This is a genomic window from Allobranchiibius huperziae (genome assembly GCF_013410455.1).
GTDB classification, from domain to species: Bacteria; Actinomycetota; Actinomycetes; order Actinomycetales; family Dermatophilaceae; genus Allobranchiibius; species Allobranchiibius huperziae.
On sequence record NZ_JACCFW010000001.1, the window covers coordinates 3026415 to 3045574 of the forward strand.

General features: G+C 69.4%; 18 protein-coding genes. 5 read left to right on the top strand and 13 right to left on the bottom strand.

What is annotated here, in order from left to right:
• Window positions 1-140: 140 nt before the first annotated feature.
• Complete coding sequence (locus HNR15_RS14325; RefSeq protein WP_179482883.1) at window positions 141-719, top strand: hypothetical protein; 579 nt, start codon at window positions 141-143, stop codon at window positions 717-719.
• 892 nt (window positions 720-1611) lie between these two features.
• Here HNR15_RS14325 and HNR15_RS14330 read toward each other — a convergent pair.
• Window positions 1612-2976, bottom strand: coding sequence for a lipase family protein (locus HNR15_RS14330; protein WP_179482886.1), 1365 nt, complete (start codon window positions 2974-2976; stop codon window positions 1612-1614).
• A gap of 148 nt (window positions 2977-3124) precedes the next feature.
• On the opposite strand from HNR15_RS14330, the gene HNR15_RS14335 reads away from it, so the two are divergent.
• Both HNR15_RS14335 and HNR15_RS14340 read left to right on the top strand, forming a co-directional pair.
• Window positions 3125-4366, top strand: coding sequence for a DUF4032 domain-containing protein (locus tag HNR15_RS14335; RefSeq protein ID WP_179482888.1), 1242 nt, complete (start codon window positions 3125-3127; stop codon window positions 4364-4366).
• A gap of 87 nt (window positions 4367-4453) precedes the next feature.
• The gene (locus HNR15_RS14340; protein ID WP_179482891.1) at window positions 4454-5128 is read left to right on the top strand and encodes an RDD family protein; all 675 of its coding nucleotides are present in this window, start codon (window positions 4454-4456) and stop codon (window positions 5126-5128) included.
• A gap of 74 nt (window positions 5129-5202) precedes the next feature.
• Here the strand turns inward: HNR15_RS14340 and HNR15_RS14345 are convergent, their stop codons facing one another.
• From HNR15_RS14345 to HNR15_RS14385, 9 genes are all read right to left on the bottom strand, one after another.
• On the bottom strand, window positions 5203-6501 hold the full coding sequence (locus tag HNR15_RS14345; protein ID WP_179482893.1) for an amidohydrolase: 1299 nt from the start codon (window positions 6499-6501) through the stop codon (window positions 5203-5205).
• Window positions 6502-6527: 26 nt separating this feature from the next.
• Window positions 6528-7499 (bottom strand): 23S rRNA (guanosine(2251)-2'-O)-methyltransferase RlmB, encoded by a 972-nt coding sequence (gene rlmB / locus HNR15_RS14350; protein WP_179482895.1) that lies wholly within the window; start codon window positions 7497-7499, stop codon window positions 6528-6530.
• Window positions 7500-7550: 51 nt separating this feature from the next.
• A complete protein-coding gene (cysS, locus tag HNR15_RS14355) occupies window positions 7551-8975 on the bottom strand; it encodes a cysteine--tRNA ligase (RefSeq protein WP_179482897.1) in 1425 nt (474 codons plus the stop codon).
• A gap of 163 nt (window positions 8976-9138) precedes the next feature.
• On the bottom strand, window positions 9139-9795 hold the full coding sequence (locus HNR15_RS14360) for an MBL fold metallo-hydrolase (protein ID WP_343048546.1): 657 nt from the start codon (window positions 9793-9795) through the stop codon (window positions 9139-9141).
• Window positions 9792-10886: an S-(hydroxymethyl)mycothiol dehydrogenase gene (locus HNR15_RS14365; protein ID WP_179482899.1), complete on the bottom strand. Its 1095-nt coding sequence runs from the start codon at window positions 10884-10886 to the stop codon at window positions 9792-9794. Before HNR15_RS14365 ends, HNR15_RS14360 begins: the two co-directional genes overlap by 4 nt.
• A gap of 61 nt (window positions 10887-10947) precedes the next feature.
• The gene (locus HNR15_RS14370) at window positions 10948-12000 is read right to left on the bottom strand and encodes an aldo/keto reductase (protein ID WP_179482901.1); all 1053 of its coding nucleotides are present in this window, start codon (window positions 11998-12000) and stop codon (window positions 10948-10950) included.
• Window positions 12001-12132: 132 nt separating this feature from the next.
• Window positions 12133-12618 carry a 2-C-methyl-D-erythritol 2,4-cyclodiphosphate synthase gene (gene ispF / locus HNR15_RS14375; RefSeq protein ID WP_179482903.1) on the bottom strand — a complete coding sequence of 162 codons (486 nt, stop codon included), beginning with the start codon at window positions 12616-12618 and terminating at the stop codon, window positions 12133-12135.
• Window positions 12615-13826: a 2-C-methyl-D-erythritol 4-phosphate cytidylyltransferase gene (gene ispD / locus HNR15_RS18890; RefSeq protein ID WP_343048547.1), complete on the bottom strand. Its 1212-nt coding sequence runs from the start codon at window positions 13824-13826 to the stop codon at window positions 12615-12617. Before ispD ends, ispF begins: the two co-directional genes overlap by 4 nt.
• Window positions 13827-13840: 14 nt before the next feature.
• Window positions 13841-14323, bottom strand: a complete 483-nt coding sequence (locus HNR15_RS14385; protein ID WP_179482905.1) for a CarD family transcriptional regulator — start codon at window positions 14321-14323, stop codon at window positions 13841-13843.
• A gap of 210 nt (window positions 14324-14533) precedes the next feature.
• On the opposite strand from HNR15_RS14385, the gene HNR15_RS14390 reads away from it, so the two are divergent.
• Window positions 14534-15013: a hypothetical protein gene (locus HNR15_RS14390; RefSeq protein ID WP_179482907.1), complete on the top strand. Its 480-nt coding sequence runs from the start codon at window positions 14534-14536 to the stop codon at window positions 15011-15013.
• A gap of 31 nt (window positions 15014-15044) precedes the next feature.
• Here the strand turns inward: HNR15_RS14390 and HNR15_RS14395 are convergent, their stop codons facing one another.
• Window positions 15045-15731, bottom strand: coding sequence for a response regulator transcription factor (locus HNR15_RS14395; RefSeq protein WP_179482909.1), 687 nt, complete (start codon window positions 15729-15731; stop codon window positions 15045-15047).
• A complete protein-coding gene (locus HNR15_RS14400) occupies window positions 15728-16942 on the bottom strand; it encodes a sensor histidine kinase (RefSeq protein ID WP_233766603.1) in 1215 nt (404 codons plus the stop codon). The genes HNR15_RS14395 and HNR15_RS14400 overlap by 4 nt, the downstream gene beginning before the upstream one ends.
• 142 nt (window positions 16943-17084) lie before the next feature.
• Between HNR15_RS14400 and phoU the strand changes: the two genes are divergently transcribed.
• Entirely contained in the window at window positions 17085-17738 is a 654-nt protein-coding gene (gene phoU, locus HNR15_RS14405) for a phosphate signaling complex protein PhoU (RefSeq protein ID WP_179482912.1), read from the top strand.
• A gap of 115 nt (window positions 17739-17853) precedes the next feature.
• Here phoU and HNR15_RS14410 read toward each other — a convergent pair whose 3' ends face one another.
• Entirely contained in the window at window positions 17854-19104 is a 1251-nt protein-coding gene (locus tag HNR15_RS14410) for a hypothetical protein (RefSeq protein ID WP_179482915.1), read from the bottom strand.
• Window positions 19105-19160 lie beyond the last annotated feature (56 nt).

Consider the following 19160-nt stretch of genomic DNA (forward strand, 5'->3'; position numbering starts at 1 on the left):
GTCGGAGGACTCCGCACTTGACGACGCTCTATGGGAGCGTCGTTACCGAACCGGCCTCAAACACAGTTCGTGCCGGTGCCATGCCGGTAGGTTCACCGTCATGACCGCCCCAGGCGCCGACACGATGTCGATCGGCCGACGTGTCGACCGTCGTTAGCCGACCGCGCCATTGGCCGCGGAAGGCCACTCTCGCGGCGGTCAGCGCGGTCCTCGTGGTGTGCACCGCGGTCGCGCTACTTCTGGGCGCTCTCGACCATCGGTACGGCCCCATCCGGGGCGGCAGCTTCAGCGGCCCGGTGTCCAACGACTTGGCCCTCAGCAGCGAGGACTCCTCATACCGCCTCACCTTGGCCCCGAGAACCGCGGGACAGGTGATCGGCTCCCTCTACAACCCCGGGTCGCACGCCGTGACGATCCGTTCCGCCAGCGCCGGGGACATGGCGCCCGCAATCGGCGTGCAGTGGTCGGTCTTCCACACAGTGCCCGAGGGGTCGGCCTTCGGAGTCGACACACCCTGGCACTCATTCCCGGCCACGATCCCCGCGCAAGGATTCATCCGCCTGCTCCTCACGCTGCACCGACCCAGCACCTGCCCACCGAACGCCAGTTTCCGCAGTGACAGCACCTTCGACGGTTCGCTGCTGCTGCGGTGGAAGTCCTTGCTGCGAACCCACACGACGTTCGCCGACAACGTCACCCTGCCCATCAAGATCTGCTGACCCGCCCAGCACACGGGAACACGCTGCCAACCGCAATCACCTGTTGATGGAATGGGATCCGAGTCGGACAGATGAGCTCGAAATCCCGATCGGGACCTCAGACCACCACCTCTAGGCCCGTTGTCGGTGTCGTTCTGGGGTCCCCAGAACGACAGCCAGCATTCGCACGGCAGCCACATCGCACGCCATCGACGCACAGACCTCGAAGGCCAACCTCTAGCGCCGTTTCGACGTCTCAGGAACAAAGCTGGGACTAGCGTCGGCACGCAGGAGAAGTATCGCGATAGCCACCCGGCCATTGAGGAAAGCGTGGCCACATGAAAACCGTCCGTCTCCCGCTGGTGTCCATCGCGTTGCTCGGGTTTGCATCGCTCTGCGGCTGCGGCTCCGAATCGCGCCCTCCCGCGCAGGCCGCGCCCTGGGCCCCCCTTGCCCGGGGAACGATTACCGGACTGGACCTCGGGTCCTTCTCCTGCTTCGTATCTGCCGCTACGCCAGGCTCAACTGCCCCGAGGCCGGCCATCGCGGCCGTAGCGGATAGTCACGGGCGATGGGCGTGGAGAATGCAACCCAGGACGAACTACGTTTTCACAGCAACAAGCCACGACAAGCTCGGGAGCACCGTGCCCGTGTTCCAGGGCTCGAGCTTGAAGATTTTCGCGCCGACGTCCGCCCGCGAGATGAGTGTCGCAATCCACGTCGCGAAGGCGTAGACCGATCCGACGAGGACGATCGGTCATGACACTTCGTCTAAGAAATGACCGGTAATCGGGACTGCGACAGATGGATGATCGAGAACGCCGGCCCGATTGGTCTTTGTCCACCACCGCCGCGCTAAGCCCATGGCGCGTACGTGGCGGGCCGCCGAATTTGATCGGCGCCGGGTACTGCGTCAGTCGGCGGGCGTGCCTACCGGGACGGGCTTCTCCGCCGCCAGGCTGTTGCCGGCCGGAATCGTCGAGCAGGTGCTGGGCGCCGGGACGCCGGCGAAACGGGCCTGCACCCACGCCGCCGCCGTGGTGAGCCAGGTGATGCCCACATCGGTGTGACCCAGCGCCCCGAACTCGGTGTACTGCACGGCGTTCCCGGCCGCGCAGTACCTGCGAGCGATGCTGCGCACATCGCCGGTGACCATCACGCCGTCCCCGGTGCCGTACTTCGCCGACGGCTGGGTGCCCTCGCCGACGCCGTACGCGCCCTGCAGGATCTGGAACGGGATGGTCGGCGACGGGGCGAGCCCGGCGTTGACCTTGTTCAGGACGGCGGCCAGTCCCGGGATCGAGTCGGGGTTGGCGTACTGCGGCTTCACGAGCTGCTGGAACGTCAGTCCGGGGTACTTGCCCTCCGCGTCGCCGATGCCCGCGTTCTTCGTCGCGCCGAGCACGGCCTTGCCGTACGTCGACAGGTAGGGCGACAGGTCCATGGCGAACCCGCGCTCGAGCCCGTTGATCGCGAGCAGGGCGACCCCGCTCCACTTGGTCGAGCCGTTGACGTACTTCAGGTTGTGCGCCGGGTCGACGTAGACGCCGCCCTCGGTCGCCCCGACCAGATGGCGGTTGATGTCGGGCGCGTACGACGGCGCCAGTTGCGCGGCCCACTCCGTCGCGATCGACCCGCCGGAGTAGCCCATCATCGCGAAGTCGGTGTTCGATCCCAGACCGAGCGCGCTCGACTTGCCCACGGCCCGCATCGAATCCAACGTCATGTAGCCGTTCTCCGGACCGATGGTGTAGTGCGGCACCTGACCCTCGAAGTCCGGGACGTTCACGTCGTAGCCGGCGCTCAACAGGGAGGTGAACGCGAGCTGCTCCTCCGCGAAGGTCTGCGCGCCGGGCGAGGTCGACCCCGCGATGCTGCGCGACGGGCTGTCCGCGACGTTGAGGGAGTCGTAGAACGAGTTGTAGGTGACGACCTTGTGAGTGACGTCGGGGACGGGCGAGTGGATCACGCTCGTCACGTTGGCGACGGCCTGACCCGTCTGGGTGCGGGTGCGATAGAGCAGCTGGGTGACCTGCACGGGCGTCGCGATCCCCTGCACGTGGTAGGTGATCGTGCGGCTCTTCAGCACGGTGCCCGGCGCGAACGACGCGAGCGTGCGAGCGCCGGTATAGGCGTAGAACGGCCCGGTGCGCTCCCATCCGCCCTTCGACTGCGGCGTCGCCGCGTGTGCCGGGAGGGAGCCCGTCGCGATGGCACCTGCGGTCATGAGCAGCGCGGCGGTGGCGACGCCGTAGCGGCGTAGAGAGGTGGTTCGCATCAGGATCCTTCGCGGAGAAGTCAGCGCCGATCGACGATGTGTCGTGGGTCACTGTCGTGCTGTCGAGGCTACCTTCGGGTAACCCGCCCGACAAGGCCATCGCCGGCGAGGCCGTGCCCGGCACGCCCGGAAGTGACACGATGCAGGTGTGGGCCTGGACATCACCGCCGCCCGGCCGTGGCCGGCACTGCTGGATCTCCCCTGGGAGACCCCGCTCGAAGACTGGCCCGAGGACCTGCTGGCCGCACTTCCGCGCGGAATCTCCCGTCACGTCGTGCGATTCGTGCGCATCGAGGGCCGGATCATCGCGGTCAAGGAGATCAAGGCCGATATCGCCCGCCGGGAGTACTCGCTGCTGCGCAATCTGCGCCGCCTCGACCAGCCTGCGGTGGAGGCCGTCGGCATCATCGCCGGGCGCGTCGACGTGCACGGCGAACCCCTCGACGCCTGCCTGCTGACCCGACACCTTCAGTTCTCCCTGCCGTACCGCGCGATGCTCAGCCAGGCGCTGCGGTCCGGCACGGTGCAGCGTCTGATCGACGCGCTCGCAGTGCTGCTCGTGCGACTGCACCTGAACGGCTTCTGGTGGGGCGACGTGTCGCTGTCGAACACCCTCTTCAAGCGCAACGCCGGCGAGTTCGCGGCCTACCTGGTGGACGCCGAGACCGGAGAGCTGCACAACCGACTGAGCGACGGCCAGCGCGCCCACGATCTCGACATCGCCCGGGTCAACATCGCCGGCGAGCTCATGGATCTGCAGGCAGGCGGGCTGCTGTCGGACGAGATCGACGCCATCAGCGTCTCCGAGCGGATCATGACCCGGTACGCCGAGCTGTGGGCCGAGCTGACGCGCGTCGAGACCATCGACCGCGGCGAACGCTGGCTGGTGGACGAGCGCATCCGACGCCTCAACACCCTCGGCTTCGACGTCGGCGAGCTCGACATCGAGACCGATGTCGACGGCACCCGGATCCGCATCCAGCCGAAGGTGGTCGACGCCGGGCATCACTCGCGGCGGTTGCTGCGGTTGACCGGACTGGACGTCGAGGACAACCAGGCCCGGCGACTCCTGAACGACCTGGACTCCTTCCGCGCCGCGCACGACCGCCAGAACGATGACGAGGAGATCGTGGCGCACGACTGGCTCACCACGATCTACGAGCCCATCACCCGCGCCGCGCCGCGGGATCTGCGCGCCAAGCTGGAGCCGGCTGAGCTCTTCCACGAGGTGCTGGAGCACCGGTGGTACATGTCGGAGAAGCTCGAGCGCGACGTCTCGATCGACGAAGCGGTGCGCGACTACGTGGACTGGGTGCTGCCCGACAAACCGGACGAACGGTCCGTGGTCGGCGTCGACACCCAGTCGATCCCCGTACGCGCCAGGGACTGAGGTGCCGGTGAGCCCGAAAGGGACTCGCGCGGCACGCGGTCCCACTACTGTGCTCCGCACTGACCACAACGTCGACGGGGATCACGCATGAGCAACAACGACAATCCGTGGGAACAACCTCCGAGCGGTGAGGGCGAGCCTTCGGGCTACCCCCAGTACGGCGGGCAGCCGAACCAGGGCGGATACGGCCAGCCCCCCGCTCAGGGTGGCGATTACGGCCAGCAGGGCGGGTACGGCCAGCAGGGCGGCTACGGCCAGCCCCCCGCCCAGGGCAGCGAGTACGGCCAGGCACCGGTGCAGGGCGGTGGCTACGGGTCCCCGCAGCAGTACGGCGGCGCGCCCCTGGCGACGCAGAGCGGTCTGTCCGGCTGGGGCAAGCGGGCCGGGGGCCTCCTGATCGACGTCATCGTGCCCGGTTTCGTGGTCTACATCGTGGTGATCGTCGCCTCGGCCATCAACGGCAAGCTAGGGCTCCTCGTGGGCTTGATCCTCTACCTGGGGCTGCTGGCGTTCCACATCTGGAACCGTTGGCTGAACGGCGGCCGGACCGGACAGACGTTGGGCCGCAAGCAGTTCGGCACCAAGCTGATCGGCGAGGAGACGGGGCAACCGATCGGCCCGTTGACGGCCTTCGTACGCGACATCGCGCACCTCGTGGACACCGTGATCTGCTACATCGGGTGGCTCTTCCCGCTGTGGGACACCAAGCGGCAGACCCTGGCGGACAAGATCATGAAGACGGTGGTCATCGACGTCCGCTGAGCGCGCGACGACTCACACAAGCAGCGACGAGCCCGCATCCTCTCCGGAGGGTGCGGGCTCGTCTGCTGCGGGGATCAGCGCTCGTGGTCGGGTGCCAGCGCACCCGACAGGTGGTCGTAGGCCACGTGGGCGTGTAACCGCACCCCGGTGGCCAAGGTGTCGTCGTCGGCGTAGAAGTGCGGGTTGTGGTTGGAGGCCACGCCGCGCCCGCCGGGGATCGGCGTCAGGTCGGTGCGGTCGTCGTTGAACCGGGTGTCCTGCACGCCGAGCATGACGTAGAGGCCGCCGTACGCGTTCACGAACTCCGAGACATCGTCGTAGCCGAGGGTGGGCGGCGTCTGGATCACGTTGTCCTCGCCGCCGACTCGCCGCAGCGTCGGCAGACCGGCGTCGACCCACGCCTGGGTGTGGTGCACCGCCGGCACGTCCTGCAGGAATTGCGTGGTCGCGGTGCACCCGTACGCCGCAGCGCTGTGCTCGGCCAAAGTAGCGACCCGCTCCTGCACCTGGGACATGTCCGATTCGACGGAACAGCGGATCGTGCCCCACAGCGTCACCGTCTGGCCGATCACGTTGAAGCGCCCGACGTCCTGCACGTGCCCGATGCTCACCGTCACCGGATTGAACGCGTTGACCTGTCGGTAGATCTGGCCGATGCCGGTCAGGACGGCTCCCGCCGCGGGCATCGGGTCCACACCCATCCACGGAGTCGACCCGTGCACCTGCTCGCCGGTGATCTCGGTCTTGATCAGGCAGGAGGCGCCGTACTGGTTGCCGACCCGATACCCGATCACGCCCTTGGGCAGGGGTCCGACGTGCATGCCGAAGACCATCGTCGGGTCGACGCCGTCGAGCGCACCCTGGGCGATCATCTCCCTGGCGCCGCCCTTCTCGGTGACCGGCGGACCCTCCTCGGCCGGCTGGAACACGAACACCACCGTGCCCGGCAGCTGGTCCCGGACCCCTGCCAGCACCGTCGCCGCACCGAGGAGCATCGCTGTGTGGCAGTCGTGCCCGCAAGCGTGCGACACCGGGAACGGGCCGCCCGGGTACTCCTCGTCGACCACCGTCGAGGCGAACGGCACCCCGGACAGGTCCTCGACCGGGAGCGCGTCGATGTCCGCCCGCAGCACGATCACCCGGTCACCAGGGCGCCCGCCGCGCAGGATGCCCACGACGCCGTGCCCGGCGATGTCGGTGCGGACCTCGTCCAGGTCGAGGGACCGTAGGTGGTCGGCGATGAACCCGGCGGTCTTCACCTCACGGTTGGACAGCTCCGGATGCTCGTGCACGTGGTGGCGCCAGCGCACCACGTCATCGGCGACCTGGTCGACTCCGCGATCCAGCTCGGCGTACACCTCGGCATCGGTCACGGCACCTCCACGGGCGTCGGATGTGGTCAGGACCTCGTCGCGCGCTTGCGGGCGATCTCGTAGAGCGCGACGGACGCCGCGATGCCCGCGTTGAGCGACTCGGTGCTCGCGCTCATCGGGACCGACACGATCTGGTCGCAGTTCTCCCGGACGAGCCGGGACAACCCCTTGCCCTCCGAGCCCACGACGACGACCAGCGGCTCGGTCGCCAGCTGTACGTCGGGCAGCTCGACCTCGCCGTCCATGTCGAGCCCGAGGACGAAGAACCCCGCCTTGCGGAAGTCCTCGAGGGTGCGGTTCAAGTTGCCCGCGAGGGCAACGGGCACCCGCGCCGCGGCGCCGGCCGACGTCTTCCACGCCGACGCCGTCATGCCGACCGACCGTCGTTCGGGCACGATCACGCCGTGTCCGCCGAAGGCACCGACCGAGCGGAGGATGGCGCCGAGGTTGCGGGGGTCGGTGATCCCGTCCAGCGCCACGACGAGCGGGATCCCGGGTGCCTCGGGATCGAAGAAGTCGTTGGGGTGCGCGTAGTCGTAGGGCGGCACCTGCAACGCCAGACCCTGGTGTACGGCGCCGTCGGTGATCCGGTCGAGCTCACCGCGCGGGGTCTCCAGGATGGGAATGGCCCGGTCCGCGGCCAGCTTCAACGCGCTGCGGACCCGGTCGTCGGACTCGATGCGCCCGGCGACGTACATCGCGGTCGCGGGGATCTCGGCCCGCAGCGCGTCCAGCACCGAGTTGCGGCCGGCGACGATCTCCGAGCTGGGCTTCTTCGAGCCCGAGCGACCACGCGACGGTCCGCGCGACGAGGAGCCGCCGCTGCCGCCACTTGATGAAGACTTGCTGTACGCCTTGTGATTGGGCCGCTCGGTCGCCTTCGGGGTCGGGCCCTTGCCCTCCAGTCCGCGTCGTCGCTGACCGCCGCTGCCGACGCTGGCGCCCTTGCGGCTCGCACCCTTGCGGATGGCGCCGCGGCGCTGGGAGTTGCCGGCCATGATGTGCTCTTTTCCTTGAAGTGCGTGGGCGCGATGGGTGTCGCGCGCGGGTCAGGTCTGTTCGGTGGTGGCCTCGGCCAGGGACCAGCGGGCGCCGTCGGCGGTGTCCTCGACGACCACACCGGCGGCCGCGAGCTGATCGCGCACCCGGTCGGCGGCGGCGAAGTCCTTGGCGGCTCGGGCCGCGGCACGTTGCTCGATCAGCGCGTCGACGAGGCTGCCGAGGGCGTGACCGCTGCGATCACCGCCGTCGGAGGCCCATTCGGGCGCATAGGGATTGACCCCGAGTACGTCGGTCATCGCGACGACCTGCAGGGCCAGCTCGCGTGCCTTCGCCGACTCGTGCTCGTCCAGGGCGATGTTGCCCTCGCGCACGGTGTCGAACACGACGGCGAGCGCACCGGAGACGTTCAGGTCGTCGTCCATCGCAGCCGAGAACGCCTGAGGCAGCCCAGCGTCGAACGCGGTCGGCGCACAACCCAGCGCCCGGTCGAGGAACCCCTCGATCCGTGAGACCGCGGCGGCGGCCTCATCGAGGGATCCCTCGTGGTATTCGATCGTCGAGCGGTAGTGCACCGCGCCGAGGTAGTAGCGCAGCACCAGCGGCCGCACCGTCTTGGTGATCTCGGTGACAGCCAGGGTGTTGCCGAGCGACTTGCTCATCTTCTCGCCGCCGAGCGTCACCCAGCCGTTGTGCATCCAGTAGCGCGCGAAATCCATTCCGGCCGCGCGTGACTGGGCCAACTCGTTCTCGTGGTGCGGGAAGCGCAGGTCGATGCCTCCGCCGTGGATGTCGAACGTCTCGCCGAGCCAGCGCCGCGCCATCGCCGAGCACTCCAGGTGCCAGCCGGGCCGGCCGCGACCGAACGGCGTCGGCCAGCTGGCCGACTCCGGCTCGTCACTCTTGCGACCCTTCCAGAGCGCGAAGTCGCGGGGGTCGCGTTTGCCGCGCGGGTCGGCGTCCGCGGCGTCCTCCATGTCGTCGATGTTCTGGTGGGTCAGCTCGCCGTACGCGGGCCAGGACCGCACGTCGAAGTAGACGTCGCCGCTGTCGTCGGGCGCGGCATACGCGTGACCCTTCTCGATCAGCGTCTCCATCAGCTCGACCATGTCGGTGACGTGGCCGGTGGCACGCGGCTCGTACGTCGGTCGGCCCACCCCGAGCAGGTCCAGGGCGTCGCTGGTCTGCCGCTCATGCTCGTAGGACCACGCGAACCACTGCGCGTCGTTGGCCCGCGCCTTGTCGAGGATCTTGTCGTCGATGTCGGTGACGTTGCGGACCAGTGTCACGTCGTACGCGTGCCCGATGGTCAGCCAGCGGCGCAGGATGTCGAACGCGACGGCGAAGCGGACGTGGCCGATGTGCGGGCTGCCCTGGGTGGTGAGGCCGCAGATGTAGAGCCCGACCCGGCCTTCCTGCAACGGCTGGAACTCACGCAGCTGCCGCGTGGCGGTGTCGTAGATGTGCAGGCTCACCCGCCGAGTTTATCGGGACCGCGCGGGCCCGACCGACCATCGCCGGCGCCCGAGTGGGTTGTGAGCGCCACGGTCACTTTCCTGCGACGGCGTACGGCGGGCGCGTGGGTTGTCGGCGCTTCGGTCACGTTCCTGCACGCGGCGCTCTCGCGCAGACGCCCGGTCAGGAGCCGGCGTCGATCCACTCCTGCAGGTGCGGGGCCTCATCGCCGATGGTGGTGGCGTCGCCGTGGCCTGTCAGCACCCGGGTCTGCGGCGGCAGGGTGAGCAACCGGTCCCGGATCGAATCGATGATGACCGGGAAGCTGCTGAACGAGCGTCCCGTGGCTCCCGGGCCTCCATGGAAGAGGGTGTCGCCGGTGAGGACGATCCCCAGGTCCGGGAGGTGGAAGCAGCAGGCGCCCGGTGAGTGACCGGGGGTGTGCAGCACCTCGATCCGCGCACCCGCCACGGTCTGGACGTCGCCGTCGGCGAGGTCGTCGTCGAAACGCTGCTCTGGATAGGTGAGCTCCCACAGCGGCCAGTCGTCGGGGTGCAGCGCGATGCGCACGTCGGGCTGCACCTGCTTGATCCCCGCTGCGGCATCGATGTGGTCGTTGTGCGCGTGGGTGCACCAGATCCCGGCGATCCGGCGTCCGGCGACGGCTGCCAGGATCGGACCGGACTCGTGGCCGGGATCGACGACCAGCACGCTGTCGTCGTCACCGATCAGCCAGACGTTGTTCTCCACGTCCCACGAGCCGCCGTCGAGCTCGAAGGCCCCCGACGTGGTGACCTTCTCCACCCGGACGCCGTCACGCTGTGCCACGACCTCGCTCACAGCACGACCACCGACCGCAGGACGACGTCCTCGCCGCCACCGTGCATCTTGTCGAACGCCGCCTCGACCTGATCGAGGCCGACCTGCTCGGTGACGAAGGTGTCCAGGTCGAAGCGACCCTGGCGGTAGAGGTCGATGAGCATGGGGAAGTCGCGCTCGGGCAGGCAGTCGCCGTACCAGCTGGACTTCAGGGCCCCGCCGCGGCCGAAGAGGTCGATCAGCGGCAGCTCCACCTTCAGGTCGGGCGTCGGTACGCCGACCAGCACGACCGTGCCGGCCAGATCCCTTGCGTAGAAGGCCTGTTCGTAGGTCTCCGGTCTGGCGACGGCGTCGATGACGACGTCGGCGCCGTTGCCTCCGGTCAGCTCGCGCACCCGCTCGACGACGTCCTCGGAGCGCGGGTCGATCGTGTGGGTGGCACCGAAGTGCTTGGCCAGCTCCAGCTTGCGCGGGTCGACGTCGATCGCGATGACGGTCGTCGCACCGGCGATGGACGCGCCGGCGACGGCGGCATCCCCCACCCCGCCGCAGCCGATGACGGCGACACTGTCACCGCGTGTGACACCACCGGTGTTGACGGCCGCGCCGAAGCCCGCCATCACGCCGCACCCGAGCAGGCCGGCCGCGGCGGCCGGTGCCGCGGGGTCGACCTTGGTGCACTGGCCGGCGGCCACCAGGGTCTTCTCCGCGAACGCGCCGATGCCGAGGGCCGGGGTCAGTTCGGTGCCGTCGGTGAGCGTCATCTTCTGACTCGCGTTGTGGGTGGCGAAGCAGTACCAGGGCTTGCCCTTCTTGCAGGCCCGGCACTGCCCGCACACCGCGCGCCAGTTGAGGACCACGAAGTCGCCGGGCGCGACGTCGGTGACGCCTTCGCCGACCGCCTCGACGACACCGGCGGCCTCGTGGCCGAGCAGGAAGGGAAAGTCGTCGTTGATGCCGCCCTCGCGGTAGTGCAGGTCGGTGTGGCACACCCCGCAGGCCTGCACCGCCACGAGCGCCTCGCCCGGCCCCGGATCGGGCACCACGATGTCGACCACTTCCACGGGCTGGTTCTTCGCGCGGGCGATGACGCCCCGAACGGTCTGCGGCATACCGAAACTCCCTCGATCGACGTTTCCCCCAACCTAGGCCGTCGCCATCGGAGCAGCAGGGTCAGGCGGTGCGCCGCCTGCGCAGGAACGGGTCGGTGAGCGCGTCGGTGGTGTACGCGTTGCCGTCGTCGGAGATGTCGGTGCCGGGCGCCACGATCTCGTCGATCCGGTCCAGCACCTCGGCGCTCAGGTGCACGTCAAGAGAGCTCAGCTGACTGTCGAGCTGCTCCATCGTGCGCGGCCCGATGATGGCCGACGTGACGCCCGGGTGCTGCATCACGAACGCCAGGGCCAGTTCGATCAGCGTGATCTCGGTCTGCTCTGCGAGCACCGCGAGGTCCTCGACCGCGTCCAGACGGCGCTGGTTCGCCGGGGTCGACAGGTCGAAGCGCTTGGGCATCATCTTGGTCCGGTTCGTCGTGGGCATCTCCTGCCCCTTGCGGAACCGCCCGGACAGCCAACCACCGGACAGCGGACTCCACGCGAGCACACCCATCCGGTACTTCTCGGTCACCGGCAACACCTCGCGCTCGATGCCGCGCGCCAGGATCGAGTACGGCGGCTGCTCGGTCACGAACCGCGACAGCGCGCGGTCGCGTGCGATGACCTGGCCCTCCACGATCCGGTACGCCGGGAACGTCGAGGAGCCGAACGCGCGGATCTTGCCCGCCCGCTGCAGGTCGGTCAGAGCCGCGATGGTCTCGTCGTCGTCGGTGCCGGTGTCCGGGCGGTGCACCTGGTAGAGGTCGATCCAGTCGGTCTGCAGCCGGCGCAGGCTGTTCTCGACCTCCCGCACCATCCAGCGCCGGGAGTTGCCGCGCTGGTTCGGGTCGCCGCCGGGCGCGCCCATCGCGACGTCCATCGGGCTGTGGAACTTGGTCGCAAGAATGACGTCGTCGCGCCGCCCCTTGAGGGCCTTGCCGACGATCGTCTCGGACTCGCCCTGGGAGTAGACGTCGGCGGTGTCGATGAAGTTGATGCCGGAGTCCAGCGCGTGGTGGATGATCCGCGCCGACTCCTCGTGGTCCTTCTCGCCCCAGGCGCCGAACATCATGGCGCCGAGGCAGAGCGGGGTGACGTGCATACCGGTGTGACCGAGGTTGCGAGTATCCATGTCTCGCAGCGTAGGCCTGCCCCCGAGTGGCATACATATGCGTCGAGTGGCGCACCTCCACGGGTGCACTCGGCACACAGGTATGCCACTCGGCGGGGTCAGGCGGCGGGTCCGGCCACGGGCTCGGCGGGGTCAGGCGGTGGGCACGACGAGCGCGGTCGCGATCGCCGCCACGCCGTCGCCTCGCCCGGTGAGGCCGAGGCCGTCGGTCGTCGTCGCCGCCACGGAGACGGCCGCGCCGCCCAGCGCGTCCGAGAGCGCCTGCTGCGCCTCGAGCCGCCGCGGGCCGATCTTGGGCCGGTTGCCGATGATCTGCACTGCGACATTGCCGATCTGGAAACCGTTGTCCTGCAGCAGCTCCCGCACCACCCCGAGCAGCACCGCGCCCCGCGCACCCGCGAGCTCCGGGCGGGAGGTGCCGAAGTGCTGACCGAGGTCTCCGAGGCCGGCGGCGCCGAGCAGCGCGTCGCACATCGCGTGCGCGGCGACGTCGCCGTCGGAGTGCCCTTCGATCCCGCGCTCCCCCGGCCACTCGAGGCCGGCAAGGTAGAGGGGGCGGTCGTCGTCGGCGTACGGGTGGACGTCGACACCGATGCCGGTACGCGGCAATGGACTCATCGGGTGATCCTCTCCCCCGAGCTGGGAGCGGCCAGCGCCGCCAGGATCGTGTCGGCGATCCGACCCGGCGAGTGCGCGGCGGTGTCGATCCGCAGGTCGGGCTGCCACGGGTGGTACTCCCGCTCCTGGATCTGCTCCCAGCTGGGCTGCGGCATGCCCTCGATGTCGCCCACCCGGGTGGACGCACGCCGGCGGTGCTCGTCCTGGTCGCTGCAGAACAACTCGACCTCCAGCAGGCGGACGCCACGACCGGCCGCCAGGTCGCGCCACGCGTCGCGGGCGTACGGCACGCCGTTGACCATGTCGGCGACCACGGTCATCCCCAGATCCAGATGATGGGCTGCCAGCTCGTAGGACACCCGGTAGCCCACCTCGCCGACCGGGTGCTGCTCCAGGCCACTGTCGACGACGGCCTGCTCGATGACGTCGACTCGCAGATGGGTCAACGCCTTTCGCGCCGCCAGTGCCCGCGCCGTGGTGGTCTTGCCGACCCCAGGAAGTCCGCCGAGCACGATGAGCGTCGCTCCGTCCGGCGGTCGCAGGCGGCTCGCGGCGTTCTGCAGATCTGCCGCGGTGGTGATCTTCTCGGCCAGAGGATCGCCCTCGATGACCAGCACCCGCCCACCGGAGCGCTCGACCATGGCGGCGTCGTCGGTGGCGGCGGACCCACCGCTGTGGGCCCGCTGCAGCGCGTCCCGGGTGAAACCCTGCGGGGTCTGTACGGCGCGCAGCCCGTCCCGGTCGGGGGTGGCGGTGACCAGACCCGCGTCGTCGACCTGCTTGACGGTGTCGTGCACGGCCAGACCGGGCACGACCGCGTCGTACCCCTCGCGGACCGCGCTCGCGACCCGGTCGAACAGGGCGGTCGGCGCGAGCGCACGCGCCGCGTCGTGCACCAGGACGACGTCGATGCCCGGCCCGAGGGCGCCCAGACCGGCCGCCACCGAGTCGGTGCGTTGGGCGCCGCCGGCCACCACCACGGCATCCGGGACGAGCGCCCGGAACTGCTCCAGATCAGGGGCGGGAGCGACCACGACCAGTTGCCGCAGACCTCGTACGCCGCGGGCCGCACGTGCGGCGTGCACGACGAGGGGTTGACCGGCCAGCGGCACCAACGCCTTCGGCATACCGGCGCCGAGGCGGGTGCCGAGCCCGGCGGCCACGACGACGACGCCCACCTCAGCGGAACTGGGGTGGGCGTCGTTCACGTGCGGTTCGGACGTCAGGAGGCGAGCACCTCATCGAGCGTGGCCTCGGCCTTGTCCTCGTTGGTGTGCTCGGCCAGTGCCAGCTCCGAGACGAGGATCTGGCGCGCCTTGGCCAGCATCCGCTTCTCGCCGGCGGACAGGCCGCGGTCCTGGTTGCGGCGCCACAGGTCACGCACGACCTCGGACACCTTGATGACATCGCCCGAGGCGAGCTTCTCCAAGTTGGCCTTGTAACGACGCGACCAGTTGGTCGGCTCCTCGGTGTGCTCGGCGCGCAGCACCTCGAACACCTTGTCCAGGCCTTCCTTGCCGACGACGTCACGGACGCCGACCAGGTCGCAGTTCTCTGCGGGTACCTCGATGGTCAGATCGCCTTGGGCGACCTTCAGCTTGAGGTAGAGCTTCTCCTCACCTTTGATCGTTCGTTTGTTGATCTCTTCGATGAGAGCCGCACCGTGATGCGGGTATACGACCGTCTCGCCGACCTTGAAAGCCATCTGTTGTTAGCCCCTTTCGCGACCTCCAGAATACCACGGCCGAACGGGCCCTCAGAAACGTTTCCGCAGGTCAGAGGGCATGCCGGCGATCCACAGGCCATAAATCGACCCTTGACAGATCGGCGTCTGTCGTGCACGCGCGCGGTCATCCGGTGTCCGTCGCGCAACCGGCTAGCGCCCCTGTCCGGCCGAGCCGGTAGTCTCAGCGCCGTGACGCGACGACTTCGAGCCGGCAGGTCCGCACTGGGCGCCCTCGGGCTGGCGACCTCGGTGTCGCTGCTCAGTGGCTGCATGTACCTGTCACCCACGCAGACCGATGTCAGCTACAACGGGAGCAACGGTACGAACGCGACCGTGGGCGACCTGACGCTCTCCGGTGTGCTCATCTCGGCCTCGAGCAAGGGCGCCCCCGGCACCATGCAGGGGATGGTGACCAACAACAGCGACAGCGCGATCGCGGTCACCGTCGCCGTGGGCGGCTCCCAGGCGAAGCTGTCCGTGCCCGCCGACACCGCGGTGCGGCTGGACGGTCAGCCCTCCGGCAACTCCACCAGCACCGTCAGCGCCGTCAAGGTCGCCTCGACTCCGGTGGCCCCGGGCGCGAAGACCACCGTCATCTTCGCCACGGCCAGCAGCGGTCAGTCGCCCGTGGTCGTGCCGGTGCTGCTGCCCGGCCAGGCCTACAACTAGCCCATCGGCCACGGCCGCCTGGGGCGGCCGCTCAGTCCGTCGTCTCGAACTTGTAGCCCAGCCCTCGCACCGTGAGGATGAAACGCGGGTTCGCCGGGTCCGGCTCGAGCTTCGCCCGCAGCCGCTTGATGTGCACGTCCAGCGTCTTGGTGTCGCCGACATAGTCGCTGCCCCACACCCGGTCGATGAGCTGACCGCGGGTGAGCACCCGGCCGGTATTGCGCAGCAGCATCTCCAGCAACTCGAACTCCTTGAGCGGCAACGCGATCGCCGCGCCGTCGACGCTGACCGTGTGCCGGTCGACATCCATCCGCACCGGGCCGGCCGACAGCGTGGGGGCCATCAGCTCCTCCGGTTCCTGGCGTCGCCGGATGACCGCCTTGACCCGTGCGAGCAGCTCCCGTGAGGAGTAGGGCTTGGTGACGTAGTCGTCGGCGCCGATCTCCAGCCCGACCACCTTGTCGACCTCGCTGTCCTTGGCGGTGAGCATGATCACCGGCACGTTGGAGCGCTGCCGCAGGGCGCGGCATACGTCGATCCCGGACAGTCCCGGCAGCATCAGATCCAAGAGCACGAGGTCGGCCCCGTTGCGGTCGAACTCTGTCAGCGCATCCGGCCCCGTCTCGGCCAGCCCGACGTCGTACCCCTCCTTGCGCAGCAGGTAGGACAGCGGATCGGAGATGGACTCCTCGTCCTCGACGACCAGGATGCGAGTCATGAAGTGGCCTTTCCAGGGACGGTGGGTGAGGCGTGTGACGGCAGGCGGTCGATCGACCGACCGCCGGGGTCCGGCGCGTCCTCGAGAGCGGGCGGGACGGGCAGGTGGAGCGTGAACGTCGAGCCCTGACCCTCCTCGGACCAGACCGACACCTCGCCGCCGTGTCCGGCGACGACGTGCTTGACGATGGCCAGCCCGAGTCCGGTGCCGCCGGTACGCCGCGAGCGCGCGGGGTCCACCCGGTAGAACCGCTCGAAGATGCGCTCCTGGTCCACGGGCGAGATCCCGGTGCCCTGATCGGTGACCGCCACCGAGGCTAGAGCCCCTTGACGACGCACCGTGAGCGCGACGCGGGTGCCCGGGTCGGAGTAGTGGATGGCGTTCTCGAGCAGGTTGCGGATCGCGGTCGTGAGCAGCGCCGGGTCGCCGAAGATGCGCACGTCGGTGCCGGTCGGGCTCGCCTGGATCAGCTCGATCCGCTTGTCCTCGGCAAGCAGCCGCACATGATCGACCGCCTCGCGCGCGCACGCCACGACGTCGACCGGCACGGGCTCGTCGAACGTGTCGGACACCTGCAGCCGGGACAGCTCCACGATCTCCTGCACGAGCCGGGTGAGACGGGCGGTCTCGGCGTGCATCCTGCCGGCGAAGCGGCGTACGGCCTCCGGGTCGTCGGACGCGCCCTCGACGGCCTCGGCCAGCAGGGACAGCCCGCCGACCGGCGTCTTCAGCTCGTGACTGACGTTGACGACGAAGTCGCGCCGGGTCTCCTCGACGCGCCGGGAGTAGGTCAGGTCCTCCACCAGGGCGATGACGTGCTCGGCGCCGAGTCGCGCCACCTGGATGCGCAGGGCCAGGGTGCCGGGACCGACGGGTCCGCGTGCGACGTCGAGCTCGACCTCCCGGGTGTCGCCGTCGCGGCGCACGGCCCGGACCAGGTCGAGGATCTCCGGGTGCGCGAGCTCGCTGCGGCGCACCAGTCCGAGCGCGTCAGCACGCGGCGACGCACGCTCGACCCGATCGGAGGCGTCGACCACGATCGACATGCCCGGCAGCGCCTGGATGACCTCGATGACCTGGGGCGACAGGCTCGTGGGTCTCGTGCTCGTGGCGGTCTGCGTGGTCGCGGCACGCCGTCGCCATCCCGCGGCGGCGACACCGAGGAGGAGGCCGACGACCAGAGCGGCAGCCAGACCGAGCACGACGTACACGCGGGTTAGCGTACGCAGCGAACGGAGCGCGGATGACGCGTCGGCTCGCGTCTGCCTGGTGTTCACCTGCGAGCCTGATCCCGTTCACCGACCGATGTCAGCCTCTGGGCGACCCGCCCGGCAAGCCGAGGACAATGAGCGCATGCGCGACGCCTTTCACGAAGACCTGGACAAGATCTCCGACGACCTGGTCGAGATGACCCGACTCGTCGGCATCGCGATGACCAGGGCTACCGACGCACTGCTCCAGGCGGATCTGTCGCTGGCCGAGAGTGTCATCGCGGCCGACGACGACATCGATCAGCTGCGCCGGCAGGTCGACGACCACGCCATCGACCTGCTCGCCCGCCAGCAGCCGGTCGCCACGGACCTGCGGATGGTCGTGACGGCCATGCACATGGCCTCCGACATCGAGCGGATGGGCGACCTGGCCCGGCACATCGCCAAGGTGGCGCGGATGCGCTACCCCGAGCATGGCGTGCCCGACGAGCTGCGTGAGGTCATCACCGACATGGAGAAGACCGCCGCGCACCTGGCTGCGAAGACCGGTGAGGCGATCGCCCACAAGGACGCGCTGGCCGCCGTCGAGATCGAGAAGGACGACGACGCGCTGGACCAGCTGCACCGCAAGGTGTTCGCCACGCTGGTCGACCACAGCTGGGCGCACGGCACCGAAGCGGCTGTCGACGCGACGCTGATCAGCCGTTACTACGAGCGGTTCGGCGACCACGCCGTCGCCGTGGCGGCCCGCATCGTCTACCTGGTGACCGGCCGGTACGCCGACCAGCAGAGCTGACACTCCCCGCCGCCTGCCCGGCGACGCACGTTGACGTCGTTCGCGACGGTTGACGGCGTTCCAACGCCGTCAATGAATGCGAACGCCGTCAGGGTGGGGTCGCGTCGGACCGCCTTCACCCGGAGGTGAATCCCGACCACAGCAGTGGATCGGTGTCGCCCCTCGCCCGACGGGCGAACCGGCCACGGGTGGCGGGCGGATCGGCGATCTCGTCCCACCCGTCCATCGTGTACTCCCCGCCGTCGACCCACATCACCGCGAAGTGCTCGGTGGTCGGACGCAGCTCGGGCGGAACCGTCGACAGCCACCGCTCCGGGTCGACGTGCACTTCGTCCGGGGTGTGGGCGTGGGCGCGCCACAACCTCGCCCGGGTCGGCGAGAGACCGACCCCCGACCACCGCAGCGCTTCATCGGCGCTGAAGCCGTAGTAGATCCACCACCTGCCCTGCTCGGCGATCGCCGGGTCCTCGAACGTGCGCGCCTCTTCGGGCAGCAGGTCCGGGTCCATGCTCAGAAGATCGAAGGTGTCCTGTGCGTCGAAGCCGGCGTCGCGCCATACGCGCGCCCGCGAGAGACCTACGTCCCGGACCTGCGGGGCGTCCTCGGGCGTGAATCCCGCGTCCAGGATCGCCCGTAATTGCTCCATCGGTTCCTCGCTCCACTCGGCAGCGAGCTCGGGGTCCTCAGGAAGCCGGAGTGTCCGCCACCGCCGTATGAAGTCGATGAGCTCATCGCCGGTGCGATCCGTCTGCTCCGACCACTCCGCTACCTCCGCCGCCGTCCATCCCGTGTCGACCTGCACCCGGTCGCAGTCCGCGGGCGGGTAACCCAGGTCGATGAGTCGATCGACGACGTCGGGGTCGAGACCAGCACGGTCAGCATCGCCGGCACGTTCCGACCACTGCCCGATGAGTCCGCGCTCGCGGGGTGCGATCGCGGCCAGGGCGGTCGCCTCGTCCCACCGCAGCACGCGGCGGCCGGCGGTCGCCATTGCGGGTATCTCGTCGGGACCGAGACGGTCGTCGAGCTGGTCGAAGATCAGTCGAAGGGCCCGCTCGACCGACACCGACGGCCAGGGTGACTGCAGCAGCCAGGTGCGGTTCGCAGGTGGCGGGGGTGCACCGGCGGACTGCGCCCATCCGGAGCGATCCTGGTCGGGCCATGAGTCGCCGTCCGTCTCCGACGGTACCCAGGTGCGCAGGTGTCCGGGCCAGACAGCGGGCATCAGGTGGTAGAGGGGAGCGGGCTCGAGCCGGGTCCAACCGTGGGCGGTCAGCCACGCGACCGTCCTGTCGGCAGCCGGTTCGTGACGACCCCAGGGATCGACACCCCATACGTCGTCGCCGAGCTCATCCCCTGTCCCCATGGCGACATCCTGCACCGGCGCGGGGTGCTTGCGGCGCGGAATGCGCGCACCGTCGC

Excerpts from the sequence above, each read along its gene's own strand:
- phoU (WP_179482912.1), top strand. The coding sequence starts at position 17,085 with ATGCGCGACGCCTTTCACGAAGACCTGGACAAGATCTCCGACGACCTG.
- HNR15_RS14410 (WP_179482915.1), bottom strand. The coding sequence starts at position 19,104 with ATGGGGACAGGGGATGAGCTCGGCGACGACGTATGGGGTGTCGATCCC.
- rlmB (WP_179482895.1), bottom strand. The coding sequence starts at position 7,499 with ATGGCCGGCAACTCCCAGCGCCGCGGCGCCATCCGCAAGGGTGCGAGC.
- HNR15_RS14340 (WP_179482891.1), top strand. The coding sequence starts at position 4,454 with ATGAGCAACAACGACAATCCGTGGGAACAACCTCCGAGCGGTGAGGGC.
- HNR15_RS14395 (WP_179482909.1), bottom strand. The coding sequence starts at position 15,731 with ATGACTCGCATCCTGGTCGTCGAGGACGAGGAGTCCATCTCCGATCCG.
- ispF (WP_179482903.1), bottom strand. The coding sequence starts at position 12,618 with ATGAGTCCATTGCCGCGTACCGGCATCGGTGTCGACGTCCACCCGTAC.
- HNR15_RS14370 (WP_179482901.1), bottom strand. The coding sequence starts at position 12,000 with ATGGATACTCGCAACCTCGGTCACACCGGTATGCACGTCACCCCGCTC.
- HNR15_RS14385 (WP_179482905.1), bottom strand. The coding sequence starts at position 14,323 with ATGGCTTTCAAGGTCGGCGAGACGGTCGTATACCCGCATCACGGTGCG.
- HNR15_RS14330 (WP_179482886.1), bottom strand. The coding sequence starts at position 2,976 with ATGCGAACCACCTCTCTACGCCGCTACGGCGTCGCCACCGCCGCGCTG.
- HNR15_RS14365 (WP_179482899.1), bottom strand. The coding sequence starts at position 10,886 with ATGCCGCAGACCGTTCGGGGCGTCATCGCCCGCGCGAAGAACCAGCCC.